Source organism: Cytophaga hutchinsonii ATCC 33406, from assembly GCF_000014145.1.
Lineage (GTDB): Bacteria > Bacteroidota > Bacteroidia > Cytophagales > Cytophagaceae > Cytophaga > Cytophaga hutchinsonii.
In genome coordinates, this window is sequence record NC_008255.1 from 4,257,456 (window position 1) to 4,276,964 (window position 19,509).

The 19,509-nt window shown below is 38.6% G+C and carries 20 protein-coding genes; 8 read left to right on the plus strand and 12 right to left on the minus strand.

The window, feature by feature from the left end; genetic code table 11:
• Nucleotides 1-5: 5 nt before the first annotated feature.
• Nucleotides 6-464 carry a single-stranded DNA-binding protein gene (locus CHU_RS17895; RefSeq protein WP_011587023.1) on the minus strand — a complete coding sequence of 153 codons (459 nt, stop codon included), beginning with the start codon at nucleotides 462-464 and terminating at the stop codon, nucleotides 6-8.
• Between the two features lie 54 nt (nucleotides 465-518).
• Nucleotides 519-1,586, minus strand: a complete 1,068-nt coding sequence (gene mutY, locus CHU_RS17900) for an A/G-specific adenine glycosylase (RefSeq protein WP_011587024.1) — start codon at nucleotides 1,584-1,586, stop codon at nucleotides 519-521.
• Nucleotides 1,587-1,734: 148 nt separating this feature from the next.
• On the opposite strand from mutY, the gene CHU_RS17905 reads away from it, so the two are divergent.
• From CHU_RS17905 to CHU_RS17915, 3 genes are all read left to right on the plus strand, one after another.
• The gene (locus CHU_RS17905) at nucleotides 1,735-2,067 is read left to right on the plus strand and encodes an HU family DNA-binding protein (RefSeq protein WP_011587025.1); all 333 of its coding nucleotides are present in this window, start codon (nucleotides 1,735-1,737) and stop codon (nucleotides 2,065-2,067) included.
• A gap of 77 nt (nucleotides 2,068-2,144) precedes the next feature.
• Nucleotides 2,145-2,984 (plus strand): tetratricopeptide repeat protein, encoded by an 840-nt coding sequence (locus tag CHU_RS17910; protein ID WP_011587026.1) that lies wholly within the window; start codon nucleotides 2,145-2,147, stop codon nucleotides 2,982-2,984.
• Between the two features lie 214 nt (nucleotides 2,985-3,198).
• The gene (locus CHU_RS17915) at nucleotides 3,199-4,806 is read left to right on the plus strand and encodes an Rne/Rng family ribonuclease (RefSeq protein ID WP_011587027.1); all 1,608 of its coding nucleotides are present in this window, start codon (nucleotides 3,199-3,201) and stop codon (nucleotides 4,804-4,806) included.
• 82 nt (nucleotides 4,807-4,888) lie between these two features.
• Here CHU_RS17915 and CHU_RS17920 read toward each other — a convergent pair whose 3' ends face one another.
• A complete protein-coding gene (locus CHU_RS17920; RefSeq protein ID WP_011587028.1) occupies nucleotides 4,889-5,551 on the minus strand; it encodes a porin family protein in 663 nt (220 codons plus the stop codon).
• A 41-nt stretch (nucleotides 5,552-5,592) separates the two neighbouring features.
• On the opposite strand from CHU_RS17920, the gene gldB reads away from it, so the two are divergent.
• Nucleotides 5,593-6,615: a gliding motility lipoprotein GldB gene (gene gldB / locus CHU_RS17925; RefSeq protein WP_143144064.1), complete on the plus strand. Its 1,023-nt coding sequence runs from the start codon at nucleotides 5,593-5,595 to the stop codon at nucleotides 6,613-6,615.
• Between the two features lie 4 nt (nucleotides 6,616-6,619).
• Here gldB and CHU_RS17930 read toward each other — a convergent pair whose 3' ends face one another.
• Both CHU_RS17930 and asnB read right to left on the minus strand, forming a co-directional pair.
• Nucleotides 6,620-7,792, minus strand: coding sequence for a glycosyltransferase family 4 protein (locus CHU_RS17930; protein WP_011587030.1), 1,173 nt, complete (start codon nucleotides 7,790-7,792; stop codon nucleotides 6,620-6,622).
• Complete coding sequence (gene asnB, locus CHU_RS17935; protein ID WP_011587031.1) at nucleotides 7,792-9,639, minus strand: asparagine synthase (glutamine-hydrolyzing); 1,848 nt, start codon at nucleotides 9,637-9,639, stop codon at nucleotides 7,792-7,794. The genes CHU_RS17930 and asnB overlap by 1 nt, the downstream gene beginning before the upstream one ends.
• A 236-nt stretch (nucleotides 9,640-9,875) precedes the next feature.
• Here asnB and CHU_RS17940 point away from each other — a divergent pair, with 236 nt between their 5' ends.
• A complete protein-coding gene (locus CHU_RS17940; protein ID WP_011587032.1) occupies nucleotides 9,876-11,003 on the plus strand; it encodes a hypothetical protein in 1,128 nt (375 codons plus the stop codon).
• Between the two features lie 55 nt (nucleotides 11,004-11,058).
• Here CHU_RS17940 and nth read toward each other — a convergent pair whose 3' ends face one another.
• The 3 genes from nth to CHU_RS17955 are packed head-to-tail and all read right to left on the minus strand — an operon-like array spanning nucleotide 11,059 to nucleotide 12,535.
• Nucleotides 11,059-11,715, minus strand: a complete 657-nt coding sequence (gene nth, locus CHU_RS17945) for an endonuclease III (RefSeq protein ID WP_011587033.1) — start codon at nucleotides 11,713-11,715, stop codon at nucleotides 11,059-11,061.
• 9 nt (nucleotides 11,716-11,724) lie between these two features.
• Nucleotides 11,725-11,955, minus strand: coding sequence for a hypothetical protein (locus CHU_RS17950; protein ID WP_011587034.1), 231 nt, complete (start codon nucleotides 11,953-11,955; stop codon nucleotides 11,725-11,727).
• The gene (locus CHU_RS17955) at nucleotides 11,930-12,535 is read right to left on the minus strand and encodes an RNA polymerase sigma factor (RefSeq protein WP_011587035.1); all 606 of its coding nucleotides are present in this window, start codon (nucleotides 12,533-12,535) and stop codon (nucleotides 11,930-11,932) included. Before CHU_RS17955 ends, CHU_RS17950 begins: the two co-directional genes overlap by 26 nt.
• Nucleotides 12,536-12,923: 388 nt before the next feature.
• Between CHU_RS17955 and uvrA the strand changes: the two genes are divergently transcribed.
• The 3 genes from uvrA (at nucleotide 12,924) to CHU_RS17970 (ending at nucleotide 17,002) form a co-directional block, all read left to right on the plus strand.
• Entirely contained in the window at nucleotides 12,924-15,758 is a 2,835-nt protein-coding gene (gene uvrA / locus CHU_RS17960) for an excinuclease ABC subunit UvrA (RefSeq protein ID WP_011587036.1), read from the plus strand.
• A gap of 203 nt (nucleotides 15,759-15,961) precedes the next feature.
• On the plus strand, nucleotides 15,962-16,396 hold the full coding sequence (locus CHU_RS17965) for a DMT family transporter (RefSeq protein WP_041932489.1): 435 nt from the start codon (nucleotides 15,962-15,964) through the stop codon (nucleotides 16,394-16,396).
• 54 nt (nucleotides 16,397-16,450) lie between these two features.
• Nucleotides 16,451-17,002, plus strand: a complete 552-nt coding sequence (locus CHU_RS17970; RefSeq protein WP_143144065.1) for a hypothetical protein — start codon at nucleotides 16,451-16,453, stop codon at nucleotides 17,000-17,002.
• A 7-nt stretch (nucleotides 17,003-17,009) separates the two neighbouring features.
• On the opposite strand, the gene CHU_RS17975 is transcribed toward CHU_RS17970, so the two are convergent.
• Genes CHU_RS17975 through CHU_RS17990 form a run of 4 tightly spaced genes read right to left on the minus strand, consistent with a single transcriptional unit; the run spans nucleotide 17,010 to nucleotide 19,497 of the window.
• On the minus strand, nucleotides 17,010-17,657 hold the full coding sequence (locus CHU_RS17975) for a LysE family translocator (RefSeq protein ID WP_011587039.1): 648 nt from the start codon (nucleotides 17,655-17,657) through the stop codon (nucleotides 17,010-17,012).
• Between the two features lie 14 nt (nucleotides 17,658-17,671).
• Entirely contained in the window at nucleotides 17,672-18,472 is an 801-nt protein-coding gene (locus tag CHU_RS17980; RefSeq protein WP_011587040.1) for a TPM domain-containing protein, read from the minus strand.
• The gene (locus tag CHU_RS17985; RefSeq protein WP_011587041.1) at nucleotides 18,473-18,910 is read right to left on the minus strand and encodes a TPM domain-containing protein; all 438 of its coding nucleotides are present in this window, start codon (nucleotides 18,908-18,910) and stop codon (nucleotides 18,473-18,475) included. It lies immediately after the preceding gene.
• Between the two features lie 8 nt (nucleotides 18,911-18,918).
• Nucleotides 18,919-19,497: a LemA family protein gene (locus CHU_RS17990; protein WP_011587042.1), complete on the minus strand. Its 579-nt coding sequence runs from the start codon at nucleotides 19,495-19,497 to the stop codon at nucleotides 18,919-18,921.
• Nucleotides 19,498-19,509 lie beyond the last annotated feature (12 nt).

The following is a 19,509-nucleotide window of genomic DNA, read 5'->3' on the forward strand; positions in this document are numbered from 1 at the left end:
AAACATTAGAAAGGTAAATCGTCTGCGCCACTTGTTTGTGGCTCAAAAGATCCTGCACTCTCCATTGCAACAGATGCAGATGAAGATGATGATGACATATTACCATTACCATTTGGTGAATCAGAACCTCCTGATTTTGCACCCAGCATTGTCATGGTATCTCCAATGATTTCAGTGATGTATTTTTTTACACCATCTTTATCGTCGTACGAACGTGTACGAATTTTTCCTTCAACGTAAATCTGGCTACCCTTACGAAGGTAACGTTCAATTACGTCTGCAACGGGACCATAAAAAACTACGTTGTGCCATTCAGTCTGGTCAACGCGCTCTCCGCTTTTGTTTTTGTAAGATTCAGTTGTAGCAAGCGAAAAATTTGCCACTTTTCTGTCGGTGCCGATAGCACGCACTTCGGGATCTTTACCAAGATTCCCTACTAGAATTACTTTGTTAATTCCTGCCATGATTAATAATTAAAATTTTTAGCTAATTGAAAAATTGTATTAGACTAAAGGTAGCTAAAATTTATGAGCCTTCAAATACTTTGTAATCAAAACAGGCTTGGGCGTTACAGGGAGTTCGTTAAACGCGATTTCTTCAAGATTATATGTTTTTTTTATACAATTGTAAACTTTTTTTTCTACCTCCGCCATATAAATTTTTGCATGTAAGATTTGATGACTTAAAATGTGTTTATAGGTTATAGATTCTCCCGAAATATTTTTTTTGTCAAGATCAGGAACCAATTTTAAGGCTTCAGTTAGTGAGGCTGCTTTAGGCGTTTCTACCAGTAAAAACTCAAAAAGTCCTTGCCAGATATCGTTGCTTCCACGCTCTTTCATAAGTACGGTGTTATTATTTGTAATCATGAAATAGGTCATGTAGCGCTCCTGTTTCGCTTTTTGTTTCGCTTTTACAGGTAATACCCGCTGGTCGCCGGTTAAATGTGCCACACAGATTTCAGCAAAGCAGCAGTCACCACATTTTGGCTCGGCAGGGGTACAATGCAACGCGCCGAATTCCATAATTGCCTGATTATATATATCGGGGTCTTTTTGGGGAATCAATTGTTGCGCCAGGGCTGCGAAAGTCTTTTTCGAACTGTTCTGTGTAATATCTTCATAGATACCAAACACCCTGGAAAGTACCCGGTACACGTTACCGTCTACTACGGCAACCTGTTCTTTATAGGCAAAGGAGGCGATAGCAGCAGCAGTATATGGCCCAACTCCTTTTAAATCAAGTAATTCTTTATAAGAGCCAGGAAAAGAACCTCCAAACTGAGACATTACCTGCAGGGCAGTTTTATGTAAGTTTCTGGCTCTGGAATAATATCCCAAACCTTGCCAAAGCGACAAAATGTCTTTTTCGCTGGCTTTTGCCATGTGTTTTACTGTCGGAAATGCTTTCAAAAAGGAAAAATAATACGGCATTCCCTGCTGAACCCTGGTCTGCTGTAAAATAATTTCAGACAGCCAGATGGGATATGGATCACGCGTATCCCGCCATGGAAGTTCTCTTTTGTTTTTTAAATACCACTTTATCAGTTCCTTAGGAAACTTTTTTTTAATCTCAGGTGTTATCACAGAATAGGGGATATGCTTAACCGCTTATGTTACACAAAATTATGTAGGATTAATTAAGTAAATATATTTTTTATTAACGAATAGTACCCTAAATTTGTAAGCTATTTTTGAACTAATTAAGTATCATATAATTAATAAATATAGAGTAATGACGAAGGCAGACGTAATTAACGAAATCGCAGAAAAAACAGGAATTGACAAAGCTGATGTAACAACAACAGTTGAAGCATTCTTTAAGGTAGTGAAGGACTCTATGTCTGAAGGCCACAACATTTATGTAAGAGGTTTTGGTAGTTTTATCAACAAGAAACGTGCACGTAAAGTGGCTCGTAACATTTCTAAAAACACAGCAATCATCATTGATGAGCACTACATTCCAAGCTTTAAGCCTGCTAAGGTTTTCGTTGAGAAAATCAAATCAAGCAAAAAAGTAAAGGTAATGGCTGAGAAATACAGTAATGTTGATGAAGAAGTTGACTAGTATCAATATTCTTTAAAACGAAATAAAATAAATTGAGCCTGTATGTTCATGCAGGCTCTTTTCTTTTCTTCTGAATCATGCAAAAAAAGCAAGTAATAGCCGTTTTAGTTGCCGTTGTTGGAATTGGAATTGTTTTTAGCCTACCTAAAGTATTGGTTGACAATGAAAAAGAATCTGTTGAGGGTGCAGAAGTTACTGTGGCGCATGAAGATTCTTTGTCAGAAGTGGGCAAGTTGATGGCAGAGAAACATACACACAAACCATCAGACAGCGAACAAAAAAAATTACAGGATTTCACAAAGAATTATTATTCCATTTCGGATAAAGAAAAAAAGCGTATCTTTGCAGACTCGATTTTGGGGTATTACAATAAATTTCACAAATACGACAGCGTAGCCAAGTATTCAGGAGAAATTGCAATGCTTCAGCCAAACGAGAAAAACTTGTTATCAGCGGCAGATGCGTACATGCAGGCATCAGATTTAGTTTCAGTAAATGAAAAATCTGCTTACATGGACAAATCCAGACTTTACTATGAAAAGGCTCTGGATATTAACGCATCGAACTTAGATACAAAATCAAAACTTGCGATGACGTATGTAACCACATCTAATCCGATGACCGGCATACGCATTCTGCAGGAGGTTGTTAAAGAGGATCCGAGAAATGAAACAGCAATTTTCAATTTAGGATACTTATCCATGCAATCACGCCAATATAATAAAGCAGTAGATCGCTTTAAAAGCTTAATTGAAATTAACCCTGCGCACGCATCGGGAACATTTTATTTAGGGTTAAGTTATCTGGAGCTTGGGAATAAAGGCAAAGCGAATCAATATTTTATGAAAGCAAAAGGATTGGATAGCGATCCGGAATTTCAGGCAATTATTGACAGCTATTTAAAAGAGTCTAATTAATAATATTATACATTTAAACGATTACAATTATGCCTTGCGGTAAAAAAAGAAAAAGACACAAGATTGCTACACACAAAAGAAAAAAACGTCTAAGAAAAAACAGACATAAGAAGAAGTAATAGCTTCTTATAGAATCTTTTATAAATAAGGCTGGTTTCTCTCAGATTCCAGCTTATTTCTATTTTAGTACCTTTTACATTTAACAAGTAGCGAGTTGAGCAACGAATTATTTATAAGTTCGTCTCAAAGTGGAGATCGCATAGCCTTAATTCAAGAAAAAAGGCTTGTTGAATACCAGTTTGAGGATCATACCCGTAAATTTAATGTTGGTGATATCTATTTAGGAACGGTACGCAAAGTCGTACCCGGCCTGAATGCAGCTTTCATAGATGTTGGGTATGAGAAGGATGCTTTTTTGCATTATTTTGATCTTGGTCCGAAGATAAAATCATTGACTAAGTTTACAAAGAATGCAATTACCTCAGCGTCCACACCGGCTTTACTCAAAAAGTTTGAGTTAGAAGCGGAAATAAAAAAAGATGGTAAAGTAAGTCAGGTACTGGAAAAAGGGAATCCGATATTGGTTCAGGTTGTTAAAGAACCTATATCAACAAAGGGCCCGCGACTATCTTGCGAAATTTCGCTTGCTGGGCGTTATTTAGTTCTGGTACCTTTCTCAAATGTAGTTTCTGTTTCCAAGAAAATTACAGATAAAGAAGAACGCCAGCGTCTGGTGCGTTTAATCTCTTCTATTCGTCCGGAAAACTTTGGCGTTATTATACGTACTGTTGCCTCGAATAAAGAAGTTGCTGAACTGGACAAGGATCTTCGAAATCTTGTAAAAACCTGGGAAGATGGTATTGCTATACTAAAAAAAGCAAGGCCAAGAGACTTGATTATAGGCGAACTGGACCGTACTTCTTCTATCTTAAGAGATATGTTGAACGAGAGTTTCGACAGCATCAACGTAGATACAAAAGAGCTATACGACGATCTTCGTTCCTATATTAAAAATATTGCGCCTGATAAGGAGCGTCTGGTAAAACTGCACCAGGGCAAAACCAAAATGTTTGAATCTACAGGGGTTGAAAAACAGCTGAAGACCTTATTTGGCAAGTCTGTTAGTTTATCGGGTGGCGGTTATTTGATTATTGAACACACGGAAGCGTTGCATGTTATTGATGTAAACAGTGGAAACAAATCAAACAACGAAACCAGTCAGGAAGAAACCGCGTTGCATACAAACCTTGAAGCCTGCCGCGAAGTAGCTCGCCAGTTAAGGCTTAGAGATATGGGCGGAATTATTGTTGTGGATTTCATCGATATGAAAAATCTCGATAACCGCAAGGTAATATACGAACGTATGAAATTGGAAATGAAAGACGATCGTTCTAAAAACGTTATTCTTCCATTATCTAAATTTGGTTTGATGCAGATAACCAGAGAACGTGTACGTCCGCAAACCAACCTGATCACCATGGAGGTTTGCCCGACGTGTAACGGCACCGGGAAGATCAGCGCAAGTATTGCGATCACCGATCAGATTGAGCATAAACTGGATTACATCATTACCAAGCAGAATGAGAAAAACATTACCCTGGTATTGCATCCATACATTTATGCATACTTTACTACAGGTTATATTTCAAAAAGAACAAAGTGGTTCTTCAAATATTTCCGCTGGGTTAAATTGCGTACCGACTCATCACTTGGTTTGACCGAGTTCAAATTCCTGGATGAAGGTGCTCAGAACATTGACATGGAAAGCGAAGCTACGACAGAAGATTACAGAAGCGAAGAATACATCACTTCAGAAAAATAAGCTTAGTTACGTTTACAGATAATAAAAAAGTCACGCTGTTATCAGCGTGACTTTTTTATTTCCGGATTTTCGAAGTATAAACTTAGAATGTAATACCAACTTCAAGACCAACAAGGTCGTTGTTGTATTTAGCAGCTTTCTTATATCTGTCTGATGTACCTGGAATGGTAGATCCGTCAAGCATGTTCATTAAACCGCGGCTATAATAAAAGCCGCCAAACAATGCATTCGACTCACCAATTTTGTACGATACACCAGCACCCACATATAAAGACACATCAAACACATTGTATTTATCGTCGTAAGATGAATTTGAAGGAGTTGATTCCTTGAATTTTTCATAAAAATTAAATGTTGCCAAGCCGCCCAACTGGAAATACAATTTCATATTGGTTGCAATCTCATTTGTATACGCCTTGAATGTAACAGGAATCTGAACGGATTGAAGGCTTACGATCTCTTTATAGGTTAAGCCCGGCACACTTTGTGATAAGCCTGCTCTGCTGCTTAAATACCATGCTCCTGTTGAAAAGGCATAATTTTCGCCGAAATGAAAATCAACGGTTGGGCCAAAAGCAAAACGCACACCAGAACTATTGTTGGAAAACTCAACACCATCGGCACTGTTGAGATCTTTTACACGATTAAGGCTTAATGCGGGCGAAAGACGTAGACCCAGCGTAACTTGAGAAAAGCCTGCTACCGCTAAAAAGCAGGATAAAAAAAGAAGCGATATTTTTTTCATAGATTTGTCGTTATGTATTCAATTAAAATATGAATAAAATTATGAAATTTTGGGTAGCCATTCTATTTACAGCCATATTATTTTCGTGCGAACCGGACAAACCTGTTACAAACAGTATAGAAAAACAGGTTATTAAACCCGAAGCAGCAGAAGAGGTCTCCATCAATGCGTCTATTGTGCGTATTGATAAAGACCTGTTTGCGATGACGAAAAAAGAAGATATGGAGAAAATTTTTCTAACCTATCCCGCTTTCTTCAAACAATATTTACGTGGTATTGCTAACAAACCCATGCCGGAAGATGTTGAACGCATGTATCAATATTACAACAACCCGGGCTTAAAGGGCTTCGCAACTGAAATTGAAGCGGCCTGGGGAGATATGTCTGCTGCGCAAAAAGAATTAACATCCATGTTTCGATACATGAAATTTTACATGAATGCATTTAAAGAACCGAAGGTATACACAATCTATTCGGGGCTTATGGAGCCGGATATGTCTTTCTCTGACTCAGCTATTGTTGTTTGCCTGGATTGGTATATGGGACCTAAGGCATCACACAAACCAAATCTATATGAATACATGTTGTCAAGATATGATAAGCCTTATCTGTTGCCAATGATGGCGCTTGGCATATCAACGAAGTTTAATAAGAACAACCCCGCTGATGAAACACTATTGGCAGAAATGATCTATTACGGCAAAGCACATTATTTTGTAGAGCGTGTAATGCCAGATTTGCCTGACTCCTTAAACATTGGGTATACATCAAAAGAATTGAAAGGTGTAGATGAAAATTTACCGGTAATCTGGGGACATTTTATAGACAGAAAAATATTGTTTGAAACAAGCCGGAAGATTGTTGAACAATATACGGGTGAAGGTCCGTTTGTAAACGAAATAAGCAACGATTGTCCGGGCAGAGTAGGGAGATGGCTTGGCTGGCAGATTGTTCGTAAATACATGAACGAACATCCGGATATTTCTTTACAGGAATTAATGGATGAACAGGATGCGGCTAAAATATTTAAACTTTCAGGCTATAAACCACCGCTTAAAAAATAAACTATTATAATTCTAGAAACGTTAGCAATTGATTTACTAACAATTCTTTAGAAAAATAATTTTCAGCAACCCGTCTAGCCTTGCTCTGTGCAGCAAGCAGGCGGGTTTTGTTATTTATAAACGGCAGTATTTTTTCAACAAACTCCTGTGGCTGCAGCGGGTCTGCATAAAAGCCAATAGCTTTTTTTTCTATTAATTCTTTTATCCAGCCTTCTGTATTTACTATTGTGAGTTTGCCTGCCGCAAGTGCGTCAAAAAACTTATTCGGGCTTGTTGTTTGAAGTACAGGCTTGGAATCAAAGGAAACATATACGCCATCACTTACATATAAAAGTTGCCGAAGGCTTTCTTTATTACCATAGGAAATGAATAGTACATTACGATAGTTTTTAAGCTGCTCTTTTATTTTTTCTAATTCAGACCCCTTCGCCTGAATTAAAAAGAAGAGATTCGAGTGATTGGTATCGGTGCAATGTTTAATAACCGCGACCAGATATTCTAAGCGGTTTGCTTTTCCGGCTGCACCATAATAACTCACTACGAACTTATCCTTCACACCAAAATGAACTTCGAGAGCAGGCGTTTTAGATTCAGGTTTGAAGTAATCGCAATCAGACATGTTAGGCACCACCAGTATTTTTTTGTGCGGACTAACACGGGCTACGCCTTCTTTAATGCCGGGAGACAAGGCGATAATTTTTTCAGCGTGATCGTAAATAAGCTTTTCAAACCTGAATAATAATTTCTTAATAATGCTATTTTTTATTACTCCCATTTCAATTGGTGCGGCCGGCCACAGATCACGCGCTTCAAATACATAGGGAACAGAGCGTTTGCGTTTTATCCAATAAGCAATAAACCCAACAGTTAACGGCGTTGATGTTGCATAACACAAATCAACATCCATTTCCTTGCGGCTTATTTTTAACGCACCTAGAATGAATGTTAAAAAAGAAAAGCTTCTCCGTAAAAAACCAAACGAATTGTCATAAACAACGGGCAAATAATGTATGGTGATACCATCAATGATTTTAGTAACGGCAGCAGGATAATTGTGCGCTGTAATGAGCACTACGTTATGGCCGGCATCTGCCATTGCCTTTGCAATATGCCAGGAGCGGAGCGGGCCTCCTTCCGCAGGCGTATTAAAGTACTGATGAAAATAGAGTATTTTCATCAGAATTCTTTTTCATACCAATGCATCAATAAAAGTACTGACCACAATTCAGAAGAACAGTCGCGCTTACTGCCCAAATGCCAGTCAACAAGATTTTTGATGGTTTGATAAGGGACCCATTCATAGATCGGGTGATTTTTATTAGTCAGCTTTTCAACAAAATTTTTATTAACCGGCAGCTTTAGCCAATAACCAAATGGCATTCCAAAACCTTCTTTCGGACGGTTTAAAAAAGTTTCTCCTCCGTTACGCAACAGCACTTCTTTAAGAATCCACTTCCGTCCGTTCTTTAATAAGACAGAAGGGTCTAAACTTTCTACAAACCTTCGTAGTTCCTGGTCCAGGTAAGGGACACGCGCTTCAATAGAAGAACGCATGGTCATCTTATCTGTTAATGCAAGGATGTCCGAGATCAGATATTTGGTCCGGTCGTTCCGCAAGCAGTAATACAAATAGTAAGAAAGGTCTTCATACGACTTATCATCAACCTCTATAGAAGTATTTTTTTCAATGAAATATTCTGAAGACGAAAAATTGTGACACGTTTTGATTGGATCAACATCCATCATGCCCGTGAATTTATTCCAAAGCCTGAATACTTTTTTAAGCGAATGGTTGCCGCCATCCGGCAAAATGTTGTAGGTGCTTTTAATAAGGGTTATCGCAAGATTTTTATGCAGCAGATTATTCAGGTAACTTTTATATGCACTGTGTCTGTTATACCCAGCAAAGAGCTCGTCTGCACCTGCACCATTCAATGCAACACGCACATGCTGTCCGGCTTCTTTAGATAAGATGTGTGTTAAAAATAATGCTGAATCACCAATAGGCTGATCAATCATGGATACAAATGCAGGAAGATCCTGAAGCATTTCTGCATGAACAGAAACTTCGTGGTGGTCTGAATTATACAACTTAGAAGCTAAACGCGCAAATTCAAAATCACGTGTGCCAAATGCTTGTTCCCTTGAACTGTTAGCAATGGTGAATGTAGGAAAATTTAAATGCCCGAGTTTGCGGATTTTTGAAAGCAGAAGTGTTGAATCTATGCCGCCGCTTAGGTACAAACCAACAGGCACATCGGCCACAAGATGATGTTTAACAGCATTTTCAATAAGCTGATCACAGGTTTCTATCAGCTGCTGGTTGGTAAGTGTATTGGGTTTAATTACTGAAGGTGACTCAAAGCGTTTGATCTTAAAATCATATTCATCGATTTTAATGAATGTTGCTTCATTCAGTTCAAAAATATTTTTATAAAAGGTAAACGGCTTCGGTACATATTTAAACTGTAAATAATGGCTTACCTGATTCGAATTAAATTCTTTTTTTACTAAACCGCTGGCAAGAATCCCTTTGATCTCAGAAGATGCAATAAAATAATCATCATCGTTGTAATAGTACAAAGGTTTAATGCCGCTCGGATCACGGGCAATTATAAGTGCATGCTGCTGCCGGTCATAAAAGGCAAAGGCAAACATGCCATTTAATTCAGGCAGACCAGATAAACCATGAACAATCATCCAGTTTAACAGAACTTCTGTATCCGATTCTGTTTGCCATTCCATAGCAGGCAACTGCTGCTTTAATTCTTTGTAATTATATATCGCACCGTTAAAGGTTAACGAATAACGCTTATCAATTGAATTATACGGTTGATTGGAAAGTGTATTCCGATCAATAATTTTCAATCGGTTATTGCCAATAAAGATTTGTTGTTGTTTAAATTGAAAGGATACAAAATCAGAGTGGTCAGGACCTCGATATAATATTGCCTGATTCATGGATTGAATCTCGCGGCTTGTTAAAACGCCTTTCTTGTCAATTATGATGTTAATTCCACACAAAGCAGTAACAAATAGAATTTGAATTTAAGTTACAATTATTTATTTCATAATGGTAAGAATTTCAAAATCTTAATATGAAAAACGGATCTGCCGGAATCAGATATTTTGAGGGAACATTCATTAAAAACAATCTAAATTTCAAAAATTGAAGCAATAAATAGCTATTTTGGCATCAGAATTGAATATTGGATCATGTTTTTAAAAATGATTAAAACGTTAAACGAACAAATACCCCCATGTTAAAGAAAATTACAATTTTATCAGTAGCAATTTTATCTATATTTTCAGGATTTGCGCAAAAAGCGGATTGGGAAAAAGTTGATGTTACCTACACACGACTACCGCTTAAGCCGGTATCTCCAATGGCAAAAAAATACAGCTTAGAGATCAATATGGATAGCGATGGTATTGCCAAAAACAGAATTGAAACACGTGATGCACTGGTAAAAAGTGTAACCAACACAAATGCATTATTGGTAAAACAAGGGAAAACTCCTCAGCCGTACCCGGATGATTATGACTACTATCCGGCAGACAGAACGCCAACGTCTATAAAGACAGCTTTGAAAATTGATGGTTGCCAGGAAGTACAGTCAGCGGCGGAATTCTCTATTAAGCTGAATGTTTCAGGCTTTGATTTTACAGGCAATAAAGTTGTTTCAAGCAACCAGTCCACCAGTACAGGAACAGTAAAAGTGTATGGATATGAAGTTGGTTACGTTTATAAAGTAACGTATCAGGTATATGATGCCGCAGGAACGCTTGTAAGAGAAGAAGTATTAGGTGGCACAGACAAACCAAGAACTAAAAAAACAAAAACATTTCCAACAGAAGCAGAACTTGAAAGCTGGTGGACGTACACAGACGAAGCTAAAGCGTTTAAAGCAACCTGTGATAATGATGCGTACAGCAATGCAATCTCTGTAAGCAAAAATCAATTAAACAGCGAGTTTGGATATTCAGTAAAAACAGTAAAATTTGATGTTGCTACAGCAAAAGATGCAGCCGTATACGGCGATATTATTTCTGCTTATACAGAGGCATCTATGGGTTACAATTATTTGTCTACAGACAAAGCAAAAGCAAAAGACTATCTATTGAAAGCTGTTGCGATCTGGGAGAAGGCATTAAAGGAATCTAACTTAACAGATAAAAAAGCCCGTATCAATGAAAATATAACCAATGCGTTACATGTAAATTTAGCAGCGGCGTATTGTTTCTTAGAAGACTGGCCTCAAAGCAATCACAATCTTGTTAAATTAAAATCTGCTGACCTGGGCGGCGGTTTAAAAAACAAACTGGAAGATGCGGAAGCGTTTAAAAAGGACTATGAGGCACGCGTAAAAGCAAACATTGTTGAATAACGTTCAACCCATAAAATTAAATAACTAAAGAAGGCTGCTCCATGAGCAGCCTTCTTTAGTTTACAAGTTTCTTTTTATTTTTCGAATACCACATGCAGATCTCTGTAACAGGGCAGACCTCACATTTGGGTGTACGTGCCAGACATGTGTAGCGCCCGTGTAGTATTAACCAGTGATGTGCTTTGTGTACGAGCGCAGTAGGGATGTATTTCATGAGCTGTTTTTCTACCGCCAGCGGTGTGGTTGCTGTTTGAGGCACCAGGCCTATCCTGCGTGAAACACGGTATACATGTGTGTCAACAGCCATGGTAGGCTGCTGCCAGATAACACTGGCAATGACATTAGCTGTTTTACGGCCTACACCAGGCAGTTTTACAAGGTCTTCAACGGTATCAGGTACTTCACCATTAAAATCTTTCATCAACATCTGAGCCATACCTACCAGGTGTTTTGCTTTATTGTTCGGATAGGAAATGCTGCGGATATAATGAAACACTTCGTCTGAAGTGGCTTTGGCTAAAGAAGCTGCGTCGGGGTAGCGGTTAAAAAGTGCAGGCGTTGTAAGGTTTACACGCTTGTCTGTACATTGGGCACTTAAACTCACCGCAACCAGGAGCTCGTATGGATTTGAATATACGAGCTCTGTTTCTGGTTCGGGTGAATGGGTAGAGAAATAATCTAAGAATTTTTCAAATCGTTCTTTGCGTTGCATAACTTTCGTTTACTGTTGCAAAGAAAGCGATTTTGAATAGATTAAGATACGGTTAATGATATTCTCTGAAGGTTCAAGGGTAGATTTTTTAATGTGACCTTTCGTTTTTGTATAACTTTTATACAATTTTTGAAACGCGGTGTCAACAAGTAAAAGCTCTTCCATCTGAGAACGCTCTTCAGTACTTACTTCATCATAAACAAATCGAATAACATCATTTTGGGTAAACGTTTTTATCATACACAATCGGCTTTGGTTGCTTTGTCAGCTCCTTGCGGAGGTTGATTAAAGCGTATCGCATCCTTCCGAGTGCCGTATTAATACTAACACCTGTAGAGTCCGCAATTTCCTGAAAACTCATGTCCGAAAAGTGTCTCATTAAAACAACTTCACGCTGGCTTTCAGGTAGTTTGTGGATCAAAGAACGGATTAACGCTTCATTCTCACCTTTTATCTGTATAGATTCCGTAGAATCTTCAGAAAAGTTAAGTGAGTTGAATATATTCATTCCTTCATCCATAACGATTGTTGGATATCTTTTATTACGTCTGAAATAATCAATGGCTAAATTATGCGCGATACGGACGACCCAAGGTAAAAATTTGCCCTCGTCGTTGTACTGGCCACCTTTCATTTTATGAATGACCTTAATAAACACATCCTGCAAAAGATCTTCTGCCAGGTAGCGATCTTTCACAATTAAATAAATAGTAGAGTAAACTTTTGATTTGTGCCTTTTTATGAGTTCTGCAAAAGCCTCTTCGTTACCTTGGATATATTGTGAAACCAATGTGGAATCACTAATAGCTGCGTTTTTCATATCCGTATTATGTTTAGTTAACGTAGAGGTCTATCTCATAGGGTATTGTTTAAGGTTAAACGTTTAGGCACGTATAAATTATTTTTAAATATATAGGCAAATTTCTGTATTTGCAACTATATATACGTACTCGGTGCAAAAAGTAAGCCTAAAACTAAAAAAATAATTAATATTTTTTGTGTTGGTTTTTATAGAGCATGAAAATGTCGCGATACATACACTTTTATAAATATGAACGGAAAAAGATCTTTTAAGGTTCTAACAAATGACACGTTTAACAACAACGTATTAGATTAAAATTGACTGTGATATTTGAATAAAAAAGCGGAACTTTAAAAATGCAGCTTATTCCCGCGCATTTAGCAAAGGGAATAATAACAGGTAGTTTATGAAAGGAACAAACGTGGCAAAAAAAGAATACGCGCTCGATATAGAATCATTAGACCCAAAGCAATTCATCATCATTAAAGGTGCACGCGTGCACAATCTAAAAAATATTGATGTTGCCATCCCCAGAAATAAACTGGTCGTTATTACCGGCCTTTCAGGCTCAGGAAAATCTTCCCTAGCCTTTGATACGCTTTTTGCAGAAGGTCAGCGTATGTATGTTGAAAGCTTAAGTTCCTATGCGCGCCAGTTCCTGGGCAGAATGGAAAAGCCGGAAGTTGATTACATCAAAGGTGTGTCGCCGGCTATTGCCATTGAACAAAAGGTAAATTCCCGTAACCCCCGCTCTACGGTAGGTACCACAACAGAGATCTATGATTATCTGAAATTATTATTCGCGCGCGTGGGCCATACAATCTCACCTATTAGCGGTAATGAAGTGAAAAAAAATTCTGTGACTGATGTCGTCGACTGGATTTTTAACCACGCAGAAGGTACACGTTTTATGGTGCTGGCGCCATTCAAAGCAAAACACGACAGGAAATCATTTGAAGAGCTGCAGGTTCTTTTACAGAAAGGATTTACGCGTTTATACCTGAATGACGAAGTAATACACATTGAAGAGCTGATAGAAAAAGGAGCGAAAGCCTTACCTGCAAAAGCAGATGCATGGATTTTAATTGACCGGAATTCGGTAAATAAAACCGAAGAAGATGCAGCGTTCAGGGTTTCCGATTCTGTACAGACCGCATTTTATGAAGGAGACGGAGATTGCAGAATCATTGTACCTGAAAAAGAAACACTGGATTTTTGTGATCGCTTCGAAGCAGATGGTATTACATTTGAAGAACCTTCCGCAAACTTTTTCAGCTTTAACAATCCATTCGGTGCCTGTAAAACGTGCGAAGGTTTCGGCCATGTACTGGGCATTGATGAAGACCTTGTTATTCCCGACAAATCGTTATCGGTATATGAAGGTGCAATAGCACCATGGCGCGGAGATAAAATGAGTGAATGGTTAAAGCCATTGATCAAAAGCGGAATAAAATTTGATTTTCCGATTCATAGAGCTATACAAGATCTTTCACCTGAACAGCGTCAATTGCTCTGGGATGGAAATAAATATTTTGAAGGCTTGCACGCATTTTTTGCGTATTTAGAAACACAGACATATAAAATCCAATACCGCGTAATGCTTTCGCGTTTCAGAGGCCGTACAAGCTGCCCCGACTGCCGTGGCACACGTCTGCGTAAGGATGCATCGTATGTAAAGGTTGCAAAGAAATCTATTACAGATATTGTATTAATGCCTGTTACAGAAGCGTTGCAATTTTTCTCTGATCTGAAACTTCAAAAAGGAGAAGAAAAAATTGCAGAACGTTTATTAAAAGAAATCACAAACCGCTTATCCTATTTAGAAAAAGTAGGATTGGGTTATTTAACCTTAAACCGCTTAACGGCATCTCTTTCCGGAGGTGAATTCCAGCGTATCAAGCTGGCAACATCACTTGGCAGTGCTCTTGTCGGATCTATGTATGTATTGGATGAGCCAAGTATTGGTTTGCACCCGCGTGATACAGGCAAGCTCATCGAAGTATTGAAAATGCTTCGCGATATGGGCAACACGGTTATTGTAGTTGAACACGAAGAAGAAGTAATGCGTGCCGCGGACCAGATCATTGATATTGGCCCCGATGCTGGTATTCACGGCGGAAAGCTGATGTTCCAGGGTGTGATTGACGACATGTTAACACACAGCGGATCATACACGACAGATTATTTAACTAACCGCTCTTCTATTGAAGTACCCAAACACAGGAGAAAATGGAATTCATTTATTGAAATAAAAGGGGCACGCGAAAATAATTTAAAGAATATTAATGTGAAGTTTCCTTTACACACATTTACTGTTGTGACAGGCGTAAGTGGTTCAGGAAAATCAACCTTGGTGAAGAAAATTTTATTTCCGTCTTTACAAAAACTCTTCGGGTTCTCCGGTGAATTTACAGGTAAGTTCGACCGTATGGATGGCGATATCCGTGAGGTTACACAGATTGAATTTGTAGATCAGAATCCGATCGGCAAATCTTCCCGTTCAAATCCGGTAACCTATGTGAAAGCCTATGATCTGATCCGGAACTTATATGCGGAGCAAGGTTTGTCGAAATCGCGTGCCTATAAACCAGGCCACTTCTCGTTTAACGTTGAAGGCGGCAGATGTGAAATGTGCCAGGGAGAAGGCATCGTAACGGTTGAAATGCAATTCATGGCAGACGTACATCTGACCTGTGAAGCGTGTAACGGGAAACGTTTTAAACAGGAAATTTTAGAAGTAAAATACAACGACAAAAGCATTTCAGACATTTTAGATATGACGATTGAAGAAAGTTTAACCTTCTTCAAAGACAAACCTAAACTGATTGAAAAACTGCAGCCCTTATCAGACGTGGGTTTAGGTTATGTACACTTAGGACAATCTTCCAGTTCCCTATCGGGCGGAGAAGCACAACGTGTAAAACTTGCTTCTTTCCTTGGCAAATCACCGGAAGAAAACAACGAACATATACTGTTCCTGTTTGATGAGCCCACAACAGGATTGCATTTCCATGACATCCGTAAATTACTGGATTCCATTCAGGCATTGGTGAATAAAGGAAATTCTGTGATTGTGATCGAACACAATATGGAAATGATCAAATGTGCTGACTGGATCATTGACATTGGCCCCGAAGGCGGTAACGGCGGCGGTGACGTAATATTTGAAGGCACACCCGAAGAGATGATTAAGTGCAAAAAAGGATATACCGCAAAATACCTGCGGGAAAAATTAAAATAAATGAAATGTACACGTAGGGGCGAGGCTTGCCCTCGCCCTGTTCAAAATGCGAACACGTTTTAGAACAGAGCGCAGCATTCCAAACAGGATAAGTAAATTACAAAACAGGACAAGTACATTCCAAACAGGACGCGTACATTCCAAAACAGGACAGGCGCATTTTGAATAGGGCTTGCGCCCGCCCCAACAACAATGAAATGAAAATGAATTTTACAACCTTTATCATGCTGGCAATTGCCGGAATCGCTGTTGCCTTCCAGGCAGGCGTTAACGGCGCATTAGGAAAACAGATCGGTACGATTGAAGCGGCTTTTACGTCTTTCTTTACCGGTACCATTGTGCTTTTTATTACACTGCTGATTATGCGTAAGGGAGACATTTTCTTTTGGAAAGAATTGCCCTGGTGGCAGCTTACGGGTGGCTTGCTTGGCGCGTTTTATGTTATGACAAGCGTGCTGCTTGTACCTAAAATTGGCATAGGTAGTGTGTTACTGATTTTAATTATTGCACAGCTTTCAACAAGTGCACTCATCGATCATTTTGGTGTCTTTACAGGTGTTCCCATACAGATTGGGTGGAGAAAACTATGCGCGATGGTACTGATGTTTCTGGCGTTGTATTTATTTTATAAAAAGTAATCTATTCCGAACGAGTAATTTAATTAAATAATGAGAACCGTTAGGTATATTTTTTTGAGTTCAATTGTATTTATCTATAGCAGTTGTAATTCAGAATCGGAAAGGGATTATAGCAAAGATGTAAAAGAAGATTGCATTCCATTTTTTACTTTCGATGCTGTAGAACATTATTATGTTGAAATTGATTCTAAAGGATTTTCCTATACAGAAAAAAAGAAGGATTTATCTGATATTGAACAAAATCAGCTAAATGTAATGTATGAAGACACATCCAAAACGCTTGCTGATACTATTTTATATCAGCAATTAGAACAGAAAAATTTTATTAAGACGAATCTTTCTTCTCATAAGTTTGATACAATCAATAACATATTTTGCAGCAGAAGTCTTGACACATGTCTTTTCACTACATGTATTCCGATCTATAGAGATATTTTGATTTTTAAAAATAAAAATAAAACAATAGGAATCGCTAAAATATGTTTCCATTGTAAAAAGAGTTTAATAATTGGTGTGTCAGATAGAGCGACATCTTTGTGCTTAAAGGATGGATATGAGTATTTTGATGATTATACAAAGTTAAAGGAAGTCCTTTATTCAAAATAATATTGCATCAAATTTTACTGCTCCAATGCTGCCAAATCAGCTTTCCCAACTGCATTAAGGATAATCCAATAAAAATAAAACCGACAATTTTATTCAGCACTTTTTCCGTAAATAATTTCGGTGTATTTCCATAGAACCATTTTTTACAGTAATACGCATAAATAAACAACATTACCAGGCTGCCTGCACATACGCCTACTACAAAGGTTGTCATGAATAGGAGCTCTTCTTTTAACCAGCCGGTGCTTATAAAATAGGTACTGTAACCCAGCCAGAAAGTTATTTGTGTTGGGTTAATAATGCCTATAAATAATCCCTGGACAAAATCTGTTGAACCCTTTGGCTGTTGCTCGTTCGGTGTCGGTTCAACATGTTTTTTTGTAAGGAACATGTAAGCCAGCAGCAAAAAAACGGGTACAGCAATAAGTTCTATGATATCGCTAATGGCTTTGTTGGCCAGAAAATACCTTGAAAAAATAACAGCAAAGAAACAATAGAAAAACTCTATCAATACTGCACCGCATGCAAACGTCATGGCTTTACGCAGACCGGTTGATGTAGCCCGCTTGATTGCGAGTAAATTAAATGTTGAAGGAGGAATTGTACCAATGAAGCTTATAATAAAGCCAAGAAAAAAGTGGTTGATAAGCAGCATCGTTCTATATAATACTACCAGTCTCCGCCTGCACCGCCACCTCCGAATCCGCCGCCGCCAAAACCTCCGAATCCACCACCGCTGCTGCCACTACCAAAGCCACCGCCGTAACTTCGTCCTCTGTACCCACTACCTATAGCACCTCCGAGTAAGCCGCCAAGCAGGCCACCGCCGCCACTGCCGTAACCTCCATTGTTTCCACCGCGATTGCTGCCGCTATTATTGTTACGGTTTAAAAAGGAAACCAGAATTATAACACCAATGATAAATAAAAGCACATATGCAGGTTTGATACGGTTTGCGTTTGCAGCAACAGGGTCTGCAGTATATTCATTTTTTGAATAACGCATAATGGCATCAATGGTAAAATTTATACCATTAAAATAATTGCTGCGCTTAAACTGCGGAATTAATTCGGCCTGAATGATACGTTTGCAGCGTGCATCAGGCAATACGCCTTCCATTCCGTAACCGGTTGCAATGAATGCTTTTCTGTTTTCTTTTGAAATGAGCAATAATACGCCATTGTCTTTTTTATCCTTTCCAATACCCCATAAGGCACCCAATTGAAAAGCATACTCTGCAATATCATAATCACCCAGATTGGTGATTATAACGACAGAAATTTCAATGGAAGTAGAATCATTGAACGTATTTACTTTGCGTTCCAGTTCAGCTACTTCAGCAGGGCTAAGCATACCTGCAAAATCATTGATCAGCTTTGGTGGATTAGGAACAGGAGGGAAATCGGATGGTTTGCCAATAGCTATAAAGCAAAAGAGCGAACACAGCAGAAGAAGTAAATTACGATTCATTTAATTCTTATTAAAAGAGATTTCATTCGAAAGCTCATTTATGTCATTATTAGAATAAGGAAAATGCTCACTAAGCTTAGAGCCGGCTTTTTCTATGCCGGCGCACAAGCCCTTGGCATAAGCACCCGTTTTGAAATGTTCCAGAACAAGTTCTTTAACAGAATCCCAGAAGCCAGCCGGAACCTTTGTATTGATGCCGGCGTCCCCAAGAATAGCGAACTTTCTGTCTTTAATAGAAAGATAGAAAAGTACGCCGTTCTTAAGTTCTGTTTTATGCATACCAAGCTGTGCAAACACATCGGCAGCCCGGTCCAGCACATCATAGGCACATTGATTTTCAACGTGAAGCCGGATTTCTCCGGAGGTCTGCTTCTCTGCTTTATGAATGGAATCATTAATAGCAGCCTTTTCTTCTGAATTGAAAAAGTTGATTGGCATAATAGATATTAGAATTTCACGTCAACAGGTTTGTCTGCACCTGCTTCAGATTTGAAATAACCTTTTTTCTCGAAGCCTGACATGCCGGCAATGATGTTGTTCGGGAAAGTGCGGATGGTTACGTTATACGTTTGTACAGCTTCGTTGAAATTTTTTCTGGCAACCGCTATTCTGTTTTCTGTACCGCTTAATTCAGCACGTAAATCATTGAAACCTTCATTCGCTTTTAAGTCCGGATAGTTTTCTGTTACAGACAACAATTTGCTTAAGGCAGAAGTTAACTGGCCTTGTGCCTGCTGATACTTTTCAATGTTTTCTTCTGTCAGTTGATCTGCTTTAACAACAACCTGTGTTGCAGAAGCACGTGCTTCAACAACTTTAGTTAACGTTTCCTGTTCGTATTTTGCATATCCTTTTACTGTTTCAACCAGGTTGCCTATAAGGTCATTGCGGCGTTGGTATTGTACGTCAACCTGTGCCCATGCGCCATCAACAGCTTCTTGTTTTTCGATCATGGTATTGTAACCACAAGAACTGAATAGAGAAAGAATAAGTAAGTAGAACGGGATTTTTAAAAAACGTTTCATTGATTCTATTGA

Coding starts and splice junctions, on each gene's coding strand:
- CHU_RS17895 (WP_011587023.1), bottom strand. CDS start 464: ATGGCAGGAATTAACAAAGTAATTCTAGTAGGGAATCTTGGTAAAGAT.
- CHU_RS17905 (WP_011587025.1), top strand. CDS start 1,735: ATGACGAAGGCAGACGTAATTAACGAAATCGCAGAAAAAACAGGAATT.
- CHU_RS17910 (WP_011587026.1), top strand. CDS start 2,145: ATGCAAAAAAAGCAAGTAATAGCCGTTTTAGTTGCCGTTGTTGGAATT.
- CHU_RS17920 (WP_011587028.1), bottom strand. CDS start 5,551: ATGAAAAAAATATCGCTTCTTTTTTTATCCTGCTTTTTAGCGGTAGCA.
- gldB (WP_143144064.1), top strand. CDS start 5,593: ATGAAATTTTGGGTAGCCATTCTATTTACAGCCATATTATTTTCGTGC.
- CHU_RS17930 (WP_011587030.1), bottom strand. CDS start 7,792: ATGAAAATACTCTATTTTCATCAGTACTTTAATACGCCTGCGGAAGGA.
- CHU_RS17940 (WP_011587032.1), top strand. CDS start 9,876: ATGTTAAAGAAAATTACAATTTTATCAGTAGCAATTTTATCTATATTT.
- nth (WP_011587033.1), bottom strand. CDS start 11,715: ATGCAACGCAAAGAACGATTTGAAAAATTCTTAGATTATTTCTCTACC.
- CHU_RS17950 (WP_011587034.1), bottom strand. CDS start 11,955: ATGATAAAAACGTTTACCCAAAATGATGTTATTCGATTTGTTTATGAT.
- CHU_RS17955 (WP_011587035.1), bottom strand. CDS start 12,535: ATGAAAAACGCAGCTATTAGTGATTCCACATTGGTTTCACAATATATC.
- uvrA (WP_011587036.1), top strand. CDS start 12,924: ATGAAAGGAACAAACGTGGCAAAAAAAGAATACGCGCTCGATATAGAA.
- CHU_RS17965 (WP_041932489.1), top strand. CDS start 15,962: ATGAATTTTACAACCTTTATCATGCTGGCAATTGCCGGAATCGCTGTT.
- CHU_RS17975 (WP_011587039.1), bottom strand. CDS start 17,657: ATGCTGCTTATCAACCACTTTTTTCTTGGCTTTATTATAAGCTTCATT.
- CHU_RS17980 (WP_011587040.1), bottom strand. CDS start 18,472: ATGAATCGTAATTTACTTCTTCTGCTGTGTTCGCTCTTTTGCTTTATA.
- CHU_RS17985 (WP_011587041.1), bottom strand. CDS start 18,910: ATGCCAATCAACTTTTTCAATTCAGAAGAAAAGGCTGCTATTAATGAT.
- CHU_RS17990 (WP_011587042.1), bottom strand. CDS start 19,497: ATGAAACGTTTTTTAAAAATCCCGTTCTACTTACTTATTCTTTCTCTA.